Here is a 13,068-nt window from a genome sequence, read left to right on the forward strand (position 1 = left end):
CCCCCCCCCCCCCCCCCCCCCCCCCCCCCCCCCCCGCCCCCCCCCCCCCCCCCCCCCCCCGAAACCATTGGAAAGAGCTCAGACATGCCGTTCGATCGGGGCTAGGAAATGACAGCGTTGAAATATTTGCGACAACATTTTTCAAATTTTCAAGACCATCTGGCAGATTTCATTCCGGAAATTTTAGCACTATTAATTTAGATTAAAATAAACAATTAATTTTTCTCTTTCCGTATTTCTTCCAAAAAACCAACTTTAATAAGATCATACAGAGAATGCCTGCTGACAAGAATTGAGGCAATGGAAGAAATCATTCCGGCAAGCATCAGATGAAATATTAACGAATGTCTGTCGGTCATTTCCAGAACAATAATGGCTGATGTAAACGGAGCTCTTGTAATCCCTGTTAAAAAGGCGACCATCCCTCCGAGAACAACCACATTAGTTTCATTCGGGCTCAGATCAATAAATCCTGAAATTACAGAGCCAACCGTAGCTCCGGCCGTTAAGGCAGGCGCAAAAATTCCTCCCGCACCGCCGGAAGTAAAAGATAGTGCCGGACCGAACATCCGTAAAACAGGAACATACCAGTCTTCGTGTTTTTCATCGGTATATAGAATACGTTCCATGATTTCTTTTCCGGAACCCAGAATTTCGCGGTTGATAAAGTAGGCGACGGATGCTATAAGCAATGCCGATATCACAAGAAAAACAACATTTGCTCTGTCGGTTTTCAGTTTTCTCTTTTTCCAGTCCGTGATTTTAAGCATAATTACCGAAAGCTGACTTGCGAGAATTCCGGCAATTCCGGCAACAAGCATGATCGGGAACATGACCATTAATGAAACATCATTAGTCTTCGGATAGCCTAAATATAAATAAGATCCGGCCAGTGTCTGTGCTGTAAGACCTGCAATGATCACCGCTGTAAATAAAGCAGTTTTAAAGTAGTTGATGTGGGTTTTCGAAAGTTCTTCCACCGCAAAAACAATTCCGCCGAGAGGGGTGTTGAAAGCTGCGGCAAGTCCTGCGGCAGCACCTGTCATGATCATATTTTTCTTGGAAATCTTAGGCCACCAATCCGGAAGATATTCGTTCACTTTTCTGAAAACAGAACCTGCAACCTGAATCGTAGGGCCTTCCCGGCCAACTGCACCGCCCCCGATCACCAAAACTACGGATGAAAGTATTTTAAAGACAATGATTTTTAAGCTTAATAAACTTCTTATTTTTTTGTGTTCTTTCGGATTGGCAAGTTCTACCGCGGCCATTACCTGAGGGATTCCGCTGCCTTTTGCATACGGAGCGAATTCTTTCACCAGCCACCACGACAATACAAAACCGATGGGAGCAATAATGAAAATCATCCACAAATGCCAGTTCAGGATATAATTCAGAAGATGTTCTCCCCATGCAAATATTTTAGCATACATAACAGCTACAAAGCCTGTGATCACGGAACCTATCCAAAATGGTATGGCCTGCAAAAGATTATGCTTCAGCTGTTCGTTGTGAATATTGTCGAAGGACTTTTTTAATGATCTTCGGATTAGGGATAAAATTTTCAGCATTCTCTATATTTGGATGATCAGTATAAAAGTACAGAAATTATATTTGGTTTAAAAATTCTGCAATAATTATACTTTTTTCAACAGAAAGATTTTTAGGAAGTCCGAAACACAAAATATTGTTTTTAATTTCCAGCTTAAAATCTTCATCAGGAAAAGATTTTATTATTTCCTTTCTTTTTGCGTCCAAAAAAGCCATGGCTTTATATTTATCACTTCCTAAAACATAAAAGTTACTGAATGAATTATCTTTAAAGTTGATATTAAAACTGCTGAATATTCCCGCGATTCTGTCTGCCCACTTCTTTTTATTGATTGAAATATAGCCAAAATTACCTTCCAGTGATTTCATTCCCCAAATTTGTAAAGTTTCTGTCTGAGCAGGTAAACGACGGCCTTGTACTGATTTTTCGATTTTGTTAACAATTAAAAGATAAAAAGAATGCTCTTTATTTTTATCCGTAATAAAGTAGCATATTCTGGGTATGAAAATCGGTATTTCCTTACCGGAATCAAATTCATGAAATGGTGAGTCTTTGATATCAATAACAGCTATATCATAGATCTCGAATAGTTGATCATATACTTGAAAAATCAAGTTTTCTTCTTCTTTTGAAAAATCAAAAAGTTTTTTGACATCAAGTTTTCTAAAATCAATTTCCATTGCAATGAATTTCTTTTAAAGATATAATTTATTCGAGATAGTAAAAAAACCTTCGGAAAAGTCCGAAGGTTTGTATGGTAAAGATGTTTCGATAAGCTCAACAAGACAATTACATCATTTAGAACTTATCATCTTAATTAATTTAATGAATATTAAGTTTAATTACTCATTATCAAATTCTCATTACTTATATTTCTGTGTTCAGATCCCAGTTTTCAAGGTAGTCATGAACATGCTTCAGCATCATTCCTCCAAGAGAACCGTCTACCACTCTGTGATCGTAAGAGTGAGACATGAACATTAAGTTTCTGATTGCAATCACGTCTCCGTCAGGCGTTTCAAGAACAGCCGGTTTTTTAACGATTGCCCCGATTGCTAAAATAGCTACCTGCGGCTGAGGGATAATTGGAGTTCCCATAAGGTTTCCGAAACTTCCTACGTTGGAGATAGTATATGTTGCGCCCTGAGTATCTTCAGGTCTTAATTTTTTATTTCTTGCTCTGTACGCCAGATCATTAATTGCTTTTGCCAGTCCTGAAAGAGATAACTGGTCTGCATTTTTAATTACCGGAACAATAAGGTTCCCGTCCGGTAAAGCGGTTGCCATACCAATATTGATATTTTTCTTTTTAATGATGTTTTCACCATTAATAGAAACGTTGATCATCGGGAAATCCTGAATGGCTTTTACCACCGCTCTTACGAAAATCGGCATGAAAGTAAGCTTTTCACCTTCACGTTTTTCAAAGAGGGATTTATTTTTATTTCTCCATTTTACAACGTTGGTTACATCTGTTTCGATGAAAGAAGTTACGTGTGGAGCAATTTGTTTGGCTTTCACCATGTTTTCGGCAATGATCTTTCTCATTCTGTCCATCGGAATGATTTCATCACCGGCAGCAGCCGTGATTGTGGAAGCAGGAGCTGATGTCCCCACAGGTTTTGCAGCCTGAGCGGTCTGTTGTGCCGGTGCAGCTTGTGGAACAGACTGATTGCCTCTGTTTTTAACGTATGTTAAAATATCTTCTTTGGTAATTCTTCCTTCCAGACCACTTCCATTGATGGATTTCAGTTCGGCTTCAGAAATATTTTCCTGTTGTGCAATTGATTTTACAAGTGGGGAAAGATAAAGATCTCCCGAAAATTCTGTGGAAGCAGATACTTTTAAAGGTTCTTCTATCGTTTTTAAAGTTTCGGCATCCGGAGCAGAAGCCTGAGTTTCTGCAGTTGTTTCTTCAGAAGCAGGAGCACTTCCTTCTCCTTCAATTTCTAAAATAGCAATAGCTTCGCCTACTTTTGCAACCTCGTCTTTCTGTTTTAAAATCTTAACGATTTTCCCCGAAACTGGTGTCGGAACGTCTGAATCTACTTTGTCAGTTGCAATCTCCACTATGGAATCATCTTCTTTCACATGATCTCCTTCGTTGAATAACCAGGTGATAATGGTGGCTTCCATCACACCTTCTCCCATGGAAGGAAGCAATAATTTGTACTCTGCCATTTTTAATTTTTAGATTTTGACAAATATATAAAAAAAATCGATTTTTTTATGAAATATTAAATTTTAGAAAAATTCAATGTAAATATTCTCTCCTACATTTAGTCCGAACAAAGACTTGGCGCCGTTTTTCTTGCTTCCTTTGTAGATGGTTAACTCCAAAAGCTGGCTGTCATTGAAAATTGCTGCAGATTGCCCGTGAAATTCTGTCTCTCTTTCCCAATCCGAAACCACCTCCGTATGACTTAAAAATATACGTGAAAGACTTAAATTTCTGAATTTTATCGTGAAATTTTCATATCCTTTTCCTGAACTTTCAAAAAAATCTTTGCTAATATTTGATATTATATTTCCGAAATTATCAATATAGGTAACTTCCCCGATAATCATTTTTTCAGATTCATTAAAAACAGGTTTCGGAAAAAGAAGCTGTTTGGCAGAATCAATCTTTCTACCGATGACTTCCGGCAGTCCGCCATTGGCAAGATGTACTGCTGCAGGAACAAAAACATCAGTTGATGTAAAGTTAACAATATCATCAAATCTGTTATTTAAAGTGATTTCATAAATTGCTTCAGGTTTGATATCAAAAAAAACAAGACTTAAAAGCCCGTTGTCAGCAGCAATAAAATAATGTCCGTCTGATTTATAAAGTATATTTTTTCTCGATTTGTTGTGAAAACTGTCTACAGAAATGATGTGGACGGTATTTTTCGGAAAGTGTTTGTATGCATTTCTCACGATGTACGATGTCTGTACAAGGTTGAAAGCCTGGATATCATGGGTAATATCAATAATATTAACTTTCTGATTCAGAGAAAGTATACTGCCTTTTACAGCGGCAACTCTGTAATCCAAATTTCCGAAATCTGAAGTAAGTGTAATAATTGACATTGATTGTTTATAGAATAGTAGAAATGCAAATTTATTTAAAATAAAAAGAATGCCCGAATGATTGTGGAAAAGAATTTGATATAAATTTCCGAAAAAAGCTTTACATTTAAAATCTAAAATTAATAAAGATACTGCATGTTTGAATTAACATATGATTTGGAGGATATCGATGCGAAAATCTTCTATGGAGTTAATAACCAATATTTCAATTTAATAAAATCAACATTTCCGACCCTTAAAATCACTGGAAGAGATCACTTTATCTTCGCCATGGGAAATCAGGAAGCGCTTGATATTTTTAAGCAGAAACTGGATGACATAGTAAATTATATTTCAAAAAATAATTCTATAACCCTGAAAGATGTTGAAAATATTCTCAATATAAAAGATGAAAACGAAAAGCAGCTTGTTTTCGATCAGGATATCATCGTAAAAGGGGTAAACGGAAAAATCATTAAGGCCAAAACCACCAATCTTAAAAAACTGGTGAAAGAAACCGAAAAAAAAGATATGGTTTTTGCAATCGGACCGGCGGGGACGGGTAAAACGTATACCAGTGTTGCATTGGCTGCTAAAGCGTTGAGAGATAAGACCGTTAAAAGAATTGTTCTTACGAGGCCTGCAGTGGAGGCGGGGGAGAGCCTTGGTTTCCTGCCGGGAGATCTTAAGGAAAAGCTGGATCCGTATTTACAGCCTTTATATGATGCACTCCGGGATATGATTCCTCACGAAAAACTGGAAGGATTTATTGAGAAAAAAGTAATTGAGGTTGCTCCTTTGGCATTTATGAGAGGGAGAACGCTTGACGATGCGTTTGTGATTCTGGATGAAGCTCAGAATACCACGCATTCTCAGATGAAAATGTTTTTAACCAGAATGGGAATGAATGCAAAATTCATCATTACGGGAGATCCAAGCCAGGTTGACCTTCCGCCAAAACAACAGTCTGGACTAAAAGAAGCAATGCGTATTCTGAAAGGAGTAAAAGAAATAGGATTTGTGCATCTTACGGAAGAAGATGTGGTAAGGCATCCGGTGGTTAAAAAGATTATTTTAGCCTACAATGATGAAGAAAAAAGACAGAGAAACGACTAAGTAACTGGAAAATTATTTAATCAAAATATTATAATACAGGAAGTTATATTTCCTGTATTTTTTTTGATTTAAAATAAAATTCACAAATGTTGGAATTTTAAAAAAAAAGAGTATTTTTGCCCCGAATTACTTTAAAAACTATTAACGAAATGAAGAAATTTTTACTTCTTACAGCAGTTGCTGTTATCGGGATGAGCGCAAAAGCTCAGGAATTCAGGTTTGGTCCTAAAGCCGGTTTTGCAATGTCTACACTTAAAATTGATCAGAATCAGGATGATTTAGGAAAAAGAAACATGGATCCTAAATACACTTTTTACATTGGTGGTATGGCAGAATATAAGATCAATGATAACTTTGGTTTTCAGGCGGAAGTTTTATACTCACCACTAGGAGGTAAGGAAAAGATTGACGGTGTAAATGTTGGTATTATGTATGTTGGAGAAAAAACAGAGGTTAATCTGGGAACTCTTTTGGTACCTGTTTCAGCAAAATATTTCATAACAGAAGGATTTTCAGTTGCAGCTGGTGCAAACTTCGGAGTTATTCTTAGCGCTAAACAGAAAACAGTAATCGGGTCTGACTTCATGAATGTAGAAGTGGAAGGAGATAGCGGTGAAGTAGACATTAAAGACGATATCAAAAAATTAAATATTGCTCCGTTCGTAGGTGTAGAATACATGTTGGAAAACGGATTATTCTTTGATGCAAGATACAGCCTTGGTGTTTCAAATTTATCTAATGACGGAAGTGGAGGTAAAGTTACCAATAGCTTTGCACAAATAGGTGTAGGTTTCAAATTCGGAGGTAACTAAGAAAAATTATTTACTTAAAAATATAAAGCGGTACAAAATTTGTTCCGCTTTTTTATGGTTTTAACATACCACATTTTTCAGTGAGTAATCATTCAAATATTAAATATTTAAACTTATTAAAATGAAAAAACTATTATTACTGGGTGCTTTTGCACTTTTAGGTGGTGTTGCGCAGGCGCAGGAAGGTTTCAGACTTGGGGGGCATATTGGTGCTCCGCTTGGTGACGCTGCAGATGCGGCAAGTGTAACAATCGGTATAGACGCAGCGTACATGTGGAATATTACGAAAGGTCTGGATATTGGTGCTACTACAGGATATTCTCATTTTTTCGGGAAAGACAATGTTGATGATTTCGGTTTTATCCCGATTGCAGCTTCCGGAAAATATACCTTTAATAAAATTCCTCTTTTTGTAGGATTGGATCTAGGAGCAGCGATCTCTACAAAGAATTATATCAATAGTGGATTGTACGTAGCACCGAGAGTAGGATATCAAATGAAAAATACAGAATTGTATCTTGGATTCCAGAATATCGGTAGCAAATATAAAGATCCTTACTGGAGAGGGAATGACAGATTCAACTTCGGAGCTATTAACTTCGGAGCGAATTTTTTCCTGAGATAAATTTTTTTTAAATCAATCATATTTAACTCCAATTGAAAAATTGGAGTTTTTTTATTCATATAATTGTGAAAACTTCAACTCCATTCTTTTAATACGATTTATAGCTGTAAAAAGCCAAAAACAAGCAATGATATTAATCACATTAACAAATTTTAATATTAGCGTGTACCACTGTAAATTTGCCGTCAGAAAGTATTAAATTTTTAAAAAAATGAAAAAAGTATTATTAGCAGGTGCTATTGCACTTTTCGGTTTATCTAATGCTCAGATCGCTAAAGGAACTACATACTTATCAGGACAGGTAGGTTATTCTTCAACTCAGGATAACAATACAGATTCTAAAGTAGAAGATTTCACTATTGTACCTACTGTTGGATATTTCGTTGGAAATAATGTTGCTGTTGGTTTAGGTGTAGGGTATGCAAACACTTCTAACACTACAACAAGTGCGTTGACTAATGTTGAAACTAAACTTTCCACTGATGCATTTGTAGTAGCTCCATTCGTAAGAAAATACTGGACTGTAGGTGAGAAATTATACATCTTCGGTCAATTGGAAGTTCCAATGGCGTTTGGTAAAGATAAAGCTGAATACAGCGGTACAGCATCTCAGTTCAATACTGAATCTAAATTCACTTCAATCGGAGTAAACGTAAAACCAGGTTTAGATTATTTCTTAAACAAAAACTGGTCTATCGAAGCTACTATCGGAGAATTCGGATACAACAACTTCAAGTACAAAGATCTTGACAAAAGCACTGATAACTTTAACTTCGGATTAAACTTATCTTCAGTTACTTTCGGTGTTAAATATGTTTTTGCTAAATAATAAACAAAACATATATAATCTAAAGTCCTAAGTTTTTGCTTAGGGCTTTTTCTACATATATTCATTACTAAATTACCATGAAAAAATTACTCTTAGCCGGAACTGTTATGCTTTTCGGTCTTTCTAATGCCCAGATCAAAACGGGGACGCTTTATCTGTCCGGTCAGGCAGGTTTTTCTCAAAATAAAGACAATAATACAGAAAATAAAAGTCAGAATTTCAGTGTCATTCCTACAGTAGGTGTTTTCATAGCCCCTAATTTGGCAATAGGTACGGGAATAGGCTATACTGGCAGCAAAGCAGAAAATACGGATGTCAATAATCTCGGGTTTGGTGTTGAAACCCTGCAGTCGACCATTAAAGCAAGTGCTTTTACAGCGAGACCATTCATCAGAAAATACTGGACACTTTCGGATAATTTATATATTTTCGGACAGCTTGAAATTCCTGTTGAAATTGGAAAACGTACGGCAGATCTACAATTAAATTATTTTGATATGAATGGATATACCTATTTTCAAAGTATAAATATCGAACAAAAATATACTTCATTCGGTGTAAATGTGAAACCCGGACTGGATTATTTCATCAATAAAAACTGGACGATTGAAGCTACCATCGGAGAGTTTGGGTATAAAAACATGAAGATTAAAGATCAGGAAAATGGAACTGATACATTCAATTTCGGTTTAAATTTATCTTCGGTTACTTTCGGGGTAAAATATGTTTTTGCTAAATAATAAAACAAAACTAAACATAAACTTTTTAAATTAAAAAATCATGAAAAAACTATTACTTGCAGGTGCAGTTGCACTTTTCGGGCTTTCCAATGCTCAAATGACAAAAGGAGATTGGGTAATCAGCGGAAACACAGGAATGGGTTTCAACAGTATTAACACCAATACTAAGGTAAACGGAACAAAATATGATGAAACTAAAGTCAGCTCTTTTTCAATTACACCTTCTGTTGGATATTTTGTTATCGACGGATTGGCAGTAGGAATTGATTTAGGTTTTGATTCGAATACTACTAAAAATGATGGGAGTAAAGTGACTTTATCTACATTTTCCGTTATGCCGACTGCTACTTACTATTTTAATACAGACAGCAAATTTTTCCCTTTTGTAGGAGCCGGAATCGGATATGCATCCACTAAAACAAAATTCAATATTTCCAATTCTATTGCAGATCCTTTGCTTTGGTCAGGTGATACAACAACGGATGGTCTTGCATGGAAAGCGAAAGCAGGAGTTACCTATATGGCTACCCAATCTTTGGGGATTAATTTAGGTCTTGGTTTTGATCAGTTCTATAATAAAGAAACTTATTCCGGAATTGATTATAAAACAACAAGAAACACTTTCGGAGTGAATGCAGGCTTCTCTTACTTCATTAAAGCTAAAGCTCAGAAATCTGATAAATAAAAAACGTTGTCAAAGATCGAAACTTTGACAGAGTGAAAAAAAATGCGGCTCAATAAATTTGAGCCGCATTTTATATTTTATTTAAAATTAAAACCATTCTTTCTGGTTCTGAACGTAGGTTCTGTCAAACTCCTCATCAGATTTCGTAAGATAAATGATCCCTTCTATTAAACCGATAAGTCCGCCAACAGTACCGCAGGTTACAAGACTTAAAATCAGCTGAATGATTCCCGTTTTTGTATATCCCAGGTAAAATTTATGAATAGCCAGCCCACCCAAAAGGATAGCAAGAATACCGGCGGCTACTTTTTTTTCAGACCGGTAAGGCTGATTATAATTACCCTGATTGTTTCCGTACACTTCCATAAAAATATTTTTAATTGATTTGATTTAATTTGGCGTGCTTATTTACCGAACATTCCGCCCATTCCAGGCATATTCGGCATTTTGCTCATCATCTGCATCATCTGTTTTCCCTGAGGTCCCTGCATCATCTTCATCATTTTTCCCATCTGGTCAAACTGCTTCATCAGTTGGTTTACATCTTCAATTTTTCTTCCGGCACCTTTGGCAATTCTGTTTTTTCTCTGTGTATTGATGATAGAAGGTTTTCTTCTTTCTTCTGGAGTCATGGAGTAGATGATTGCCTCAATATGTTTGAATGCGTCATCGCTGATCTCCACATCTTTGATCGCTTTTCCTACACCCGGAATCATTCCCATCAAATCCTTCATGTTCCCCATTTTTTTAATCTGATTGATCTGTTTCAGGAAATCATCAAAACCAAACTCGTTTTTGGCGATTTTTTTATGAAGCTTTTTGGCTTCTTCCTCATCAAACTGTTCCTGAGCTCTTTCTACCAGGGAAACAACGTCTCCCATTCCCAGGATTCTGTCTGCCATCCTTTCCGGATAGAAAAGATCCAGTGCTTCCATTTTCTCACCGGTAGAGATGAATTTAATCGGTTTTTCAACTACAGAACGGATTGTTAAAGCTGCTCCACCACGGGTATCACCGTCCAATTTTGTTAAAACAACCCCATCAAAATTTAGAGTATCATTGAATGCTTTTGCCGTATTCACCGCATCCTGACCCGTCATGGAATCTACAACGAATAGTGTTTCGTTTGGTGCAATAACAGAGTGAACAGTTTTAATTTCCTTCATCATCTGCTCGTCAATGGCCAAACGACCAGCGGTATCTACAATCACCACATCGTGACCGTTTGATTTAGCAAAATTAATGGCGTTTTGAGAAATGCTTGAAGGATCCATAGAACCTTCTTCCGTGAAGACAGGAACACCGATCTGACCGCCCAAAACTTTCAGCTGGTCGATCGCAGCCGGACGGTAGACGTCACACGCTACCAAAAGAGGTTTCTTATTTCTTTTTGTTTTTAAATAATTGGCCAATTTTCCGGAGAATGTTGTCTTACCAGAACCCTGAAGCCCTGCAATAAGAATCACAGATGGTTTTCCGGAAAGGTTGATTCCTTCCTGGGAGCCCCCCATAAGATCTACAAGTTCATCATGAACGATTTTCGTCATCAGCTGTCCCGGAGTAAGCGATGTAAGAACATCCTGTCCCAGTGCTTTATCCTGAACTCTTTTCGTAAGATCTTTTGCAACTTTATAATTAACATCGGCATCCACCAATGCTCTACGAATTTCTTTTACGGTTTCCGCAACGTTGATTTCCGTGATTTTTCCACGTCCTGAAATATTATGTAGCGCTTTGTCTAATTTATCCTGTAAACTATTAAACATATGTATTGTAAATTATAGGTTTGCAAAAATAAGCAAATTTTTAGTATATATTAATATATAGATAAAGAGATTTGTAATGTATCAAAATTATAATTCTATTTTTGTGGAATGAATTTTATCGATAGTTTAATCATTATCCTGCTGATTTCAATCTTAAACATTAGCGTTTTTATAATTTTTAAAAAATATATGTATAGAAAATCAGATGCAGCAATGAAATTTTTAGCCATCAATATATCAAAAGATATTATCTGGCTCATTGTTTCATTAGTTATTATAGAGAAAACAAAAGAAAATTTTCTATTTATAGTGATATGTTTTATAATAGCATCACTCCTTATATATATACCGATAATAAAACTCATTAATAAATCTTAGTTTTTTTGATGATAAAAATCAATTTTTAATATTGGTAAAGTTTAATAAAATCGATATATTTGCACACGATTAAAAAAGAGATATGAATAGAAAGATTTCTTCATTGTTTTTCGCATTTTTATTTGTGTTTGTGAGCGGTTTAGCGATTGCTCAACATACTTCTGAAGGCGAAGAGCCGGCGGAAAAAATAGAGCAGAAAGAAGGTTTTAATGCTACTAAAATGATCATGGAACACATCGGTGATTCAAATGAATGGCATTTATGGACTACAAAAGATGATAACGGTGAAGAGCATCATGTATCTGTTCCGCTTCCTGTGATTATTAAAGATAATGAAGGATGGCACACTTTTCTTTCAAAGAGTATTGCTCACGGTCATGAGCATGACGGGTATACTTTAGAGGAAGGACAGGTTGTTTCAACTAAAGGAATTCAGAAAGCTACTCTGTTTTCAATAATCAGCGGAAAGCAAAAAGCAAATGAAGTGTTCTTTGATCTTTCAATTACAAAGAATGCAGCGTCAATGTTTCTTTCGGTAATTTTCATGGCGGTGATCTTCATGGGGATGGCAAGAAACTATAAAAAATCTCAGTTGCCAAAAGGTGCAGGGAAATTATTAGAGCCTGTAATTGTATTCATAAGAGACGAGGTAGCAATACCAAATATAGGATCTGTTAAATACAAAAGATATATGCCTTATTTATTAACCGCATTTTTCTTTATCTGGTTTAATAACTTATTCGGATTGATTCCTTTCTTTCCTTTCGGGGCCAACCTTACAGGGAACATCGCAATTACTGCAGTTTTAGCAATCATTACTTTATTGATTACTTTATTCAGTGCTAATAAAGATTATTGGAAGCATATCTTCATGCCGCCGGTTCCAATCTTATTGTACCCAATTATGGTTCCAATTGAGATTATCGGGATCTTTACAAAACCTTTCGCCTTAATGATGCGACTTTTCGCTAACGTTACAGCGGGACACATTATGATCCTGGCGATTATTTCACTAATCTTCATTTTCAGATCTCCGTTCTTAGGATTTGCATCTGTACCATTAGCATTATTTGTTTCTGTATTGGAATTATTGGTAGCGGCACTGCAAGCATATATCTTCACGGTATTGTCCGCTCTATTTATCGGTATCGCAGTAGCAGAGCACGAACATGAGCACGGTCACGAAGAGCACGCTCACTAATTAAAAGAAAAATATTAAAATAATTTTTAACTAATATAATTTATTTATTATGGACATCACAACTGGAGCAGGATTAATTTACGTAGGTATCGGTTTAGCTGTACTTGGAGTAGGTATGGGTATCGGTAAAATCGGTGGTCACGCTATGGATGCTATCGCAAGACAACCTGAGCAAGCTGGAAAGATTCAAGGAGCAATGCTTATTGCTGCTGGTCTTATCGAGGGTGCTGGTCTTATCGCGATTATCTTTGGTGCTTTCATCAAGTAATTATCCTCAAAAACATTTCTTAGCAGCCGAGCGGTTGGCTTGCTG

The 13,068-nt window shown here is 36.3% G+C and carries 14 protein-coding genes; 8 read left to right on the top strand and 6 right to left on the bottom strand.

From position 1 onward, the window contains the following. Nucleotides 1–215: 215 nt before the first annotated feature. From U9K52_RS20215 to U9K52_RS20230, 4 genes are all read right to left on the bottom strand, one after another. On the bottom strand, nt 216–1,571 hold the full coding sequence (locus tag U9K52_RS20215; RefSeq protein ID WP_263602970.1) for a chloride channel protein: 1,356 nt from the start codon (nt 1,569–1,571) through the stop codon (nt 216–218). Nucleotides 1,572–1,608: 37 nt separating this feature from the next. Then, nucleotides 1,609–2,232, bottom strand: coding sequence for a hypothetical protein (locus U9K52_RS20220; RefSeq protein ID WP_322927902.1), 624 nt, complete (start codon nt 2,230–2,232; stop codon nt 1,609–1,611). 187 nt (nt 2,233–2,419) lie between these two features. Next, entirely contained in the window at nt 2,420–3,733 is a 1,314-nt protein-coding gene (locus U9K52_RS20225) for a dihydrolipoamide acetyltransferase family protein (RefSeq protein WP_322927903.1), read from the bottom strand. Nucleotides 3,734–3,796: 63 nt separating this feature from the next. Further along, nucleotides 3,797–4,624 carry an SAM hydrolase/SAM-dependent halogenase family protein gene (locus U9K52_RS20230; RefSeq protein ID WP_248393648.1) on the bottom strand — a complete coding sequence of 276 codons (828 nt, stop codon included), beginning with the start codon at nt 4,622–4,624 and terminating at the stop codon, nt 3,797–3,799. Between the two features lie 135 nt (nt 4,625–4,759). Here U9K52_RS20230 and U9K52_RS20235 point away from each other — a divergent pair, with 135 nt between their 5' ends. From U9K52_RS20235 to U9K52_RS20260, 6 genes are all read left to right on the top strand, one after another. Then, the gene (locus U9K52_RS20235; RefSeq protein WP_263602973.1) at nt 4,760–5,719 is read left to right on the top strand and encodes a PhoH family protein; all 960 of its coding nucleotides are present in this window, start codon (nt 4,760–4,762) and stop codon (nt 5,717–5,719) included. A 149-nt stretch (nt 5,720–5,868) separates the two neighbouring features. Continuing rightward, nucleotides 5,869–6,531 carry a porin family protein gene (locus tag U9K52_RS20240; protein WP_263602974.1) on the top strand — a complete coding sequence of 221 codons (663 nt, stop codon included), beginning with the start codon at nt 5,869–5,871 and terminating at the stop codon, nt 6,529–6,531. Nucleotides 6,532–6,652: 121 nt separating this feature from the next. Further along, nucleotides 6,653–7,156: a hypothetical protein gene (locus U9K52_RS20245; protein WP_248393645.1), complete on the top strand. Its 504-nt coding sequence runs from the start codon at nt 6,653–6,655 to the stop codon at nt 7,154–7,156. 211 nt (nt 7,157–7,367) lie between these two features. Then, nucleotides 7,368–7,985, top strand: a complete 618-nt coding sequence (locus U9K52_RS20250; RefSeq protein ID WP_248393644.1) for an outer membrane beta-barrel protein — start codon at nt 7,368–7,370, stop codon at nt 7,983–7,985. Nucleotides 7,986–8,062: 77 nt separating this feature from the next. Further along, a complete protein-coding gene (locus tag U9K52_RS20255; RefSeq protein ID WP_322927904.1) occupies nt 8,063–8,725 on the top strand; it encodes an outer membrane protein in 663 nt (220 codons plus the stop codon). A gap of 40 nt (nt 8,726–8,765) precedes the next feature. Then, on the top strand, nt 8,766–9,410 hold the full coding sequence (locus tag U9K52_RS20260; RefSeq protein WP_248393642.1) for an OmpW family outer membrane protein: 645 nt from the start codon (nt 8,766–8,768) through the stop codon (nt 9,408–9,410). 87 nt (nt 9,411–9,497) lie between these two features. Here the strand turns inward: U9K52_RS20260 and U9K52_RS20265 are convergent, their stop codons facing one another. Beyond that, nucleotides 9,498–9,776 carry a TM2 domain-containing protein gene (locus tag U9K52_RS20265; protein WP_248393641.1) on the bottom strand — a complete coding sequence of 93 codons (279 nt, stop codon included), beginning with the start codon at nt 9,774–9,776 and terminating at the stop codon, nt 9,498–9,500. Nucleotides 9,777–9,814: 38 nt separating this feature from the next. Beyond that, nucleotides 9,815–11,176: a signal recognition particle protein gene (ffh, locus tag U9K52_RS20270; RefSeq protein WP_029293489.1), complete on the bottom strand. Its 1,362-nt coding sequence runs from the start codon at nt 11,174–11,176 to the stop codon at nt 9,815–9,817. A gap of 460 nt (nt 11,177–11,636) precedes the next feature. On the opposite strand from ffh, the gene atpB reads away from it, so the two are divergent. Together atpB and U9K52_RS20280 are read left to right on the top strand one after the other, a co-directional pair. Beyond that, nucleotides 11,637–12,755, top strand: coding sequence for a F0F1 ATP synthase subunit A (gene atpB, locus U9K52_RS20275; protein WP_263602976.1), 1,119 nt, complete (start codon nt 11,637–11,639; stop codon nt 12,753–12,755). Nucleotides 12,756–12,804: 49 nt separating this feature from the next. Continuing rightward, on the top strand, nt 12,805–13,023 hold the full coding sequence (locus U9K52_RS20280; protein ID WP_055858794.1) for an ATP synthase F0 subunit C: 219 nt from the start codon (nt 12,805–12,807) through the stop codon (nt 13,021–13,023). The last annotated feature ends 45 nt before the right edge of the window (nt 13,024–13,068 follow it).

Origin of the sequence: Chryseobacterium sp. MHB01 (assembly GCF_034651565.1) — a bacterium.
Lineage (GTDB): Bacteria > Bacteroidota > Bacteroidia > Flavobacteriales > Weeksellaceae > Chryseobacterium > Chryseobacterium nepalense.

What these genes read in the sequence shown, in the direction of transcription:
- U9K52_RS20215 (WP_263602970.1), bottom strand. Translation starts at nt 1,571, where the DNA reads ATGCTGAAAATTTTATCCCTAATCCGAAGATCATTAAAAAAGTCCTTC.
- U9K52_RS20220 (WP_322927902.1), bottom strand. Translation starts at nt 2,232, where the DNA reads ATGGAAATTGATTTTAGAAAACTTGATGTCAAAAAACTTTTTGATTTT.
- U9K52_RS20225 (WP_322927903.1), bottom strand. Translation starts at nt 3,733, where the DNA reads ATGGCAGAGTACAAATTATTGCTTCCTTCCATGGGAGAAGGTGTGATG.
- U9K52_RS20230 (WP_248393648.1), bottom strand. Translation starts at nt 4,624, where the DNA reads ATGTCAATTATTACACTTACTTCAGATTTCGGAAATTTGGATTACAGA.
- U9K52_RS20235 (WP_263602973.1), top strand. Translation starts at nt 4,760, where the DNA reads ATGTTTGAATTAACATATGATTTGGAGGATATCGATGCGAAAATCTTC.
- U9K52_RS20240 (WP_263602974.1), top strand. Translation starts at nt 5,869, where the DNA reads ATGAAGAAATTTTTACTTCTTACAGCAGTTGCTGTTATCGGGATGAGC.
- U9K52_RS20245 (WP_248393645.1), top strand. Translation starts at nt 6,653, where the DNA reads ATGAAAAAACTATTATTACTGGGTGCTTTTGCACTTTTAGGTGGTGTT.
- U9K52_RS20250 (WP_248393644.1), top strand. Translation starts at nt 7,368, where the DNA reads ATGAAAAAAGTATTATTAGCAGGTGCTATTGCACTTTTCGGTTTATCT.
- U9K52_RS20255 (WP_322927904.1), top strand. Translation starts at nt 8,063, where the DNA reads ATGAAAAAATTACTCTTAGCCGGAACTGTTATGCTTTTCGGTCTTTCT.
- U9K52_RS20260 (WP_248393642.1), top strand. Translation starts at nt 8,766, where the DNA reads ATGAAAAAACTATTACTTGCAGGTGCAGTTGCACTTTTCGGGCTTTCC.
- U9K52_RS20265 (WP_248393641.1), bottom strand. Translation starts at nt 9,776, where the DNA reads ATGGAAGTGTACGGAAACAATCAGGGTAATTATAATCAGCCTTACCGG.
- ffh (WP_029293489.1), bottom strand. Translation starts at nt 11,176, where the DNA reads ATGTTTAATAGTTTACAGGATAAATTAGACAAAGCGCTACATAATATT.
- atpB (WP_263602976.1), top strand. Translation starts at nt 11,637, where the DNA reads ATGAATAGAAAGATTTCTTCATTGTTTTTCGCATTTTTATTTGTGTTT.
- U9K52_RS20280 (WP_055858794.1), top strand. Translation starts at nt 12,805, where the DNA reads ATGGACATCACAACTGGAGCAGGATTAATTTACGTAGGTATCGGTTTA.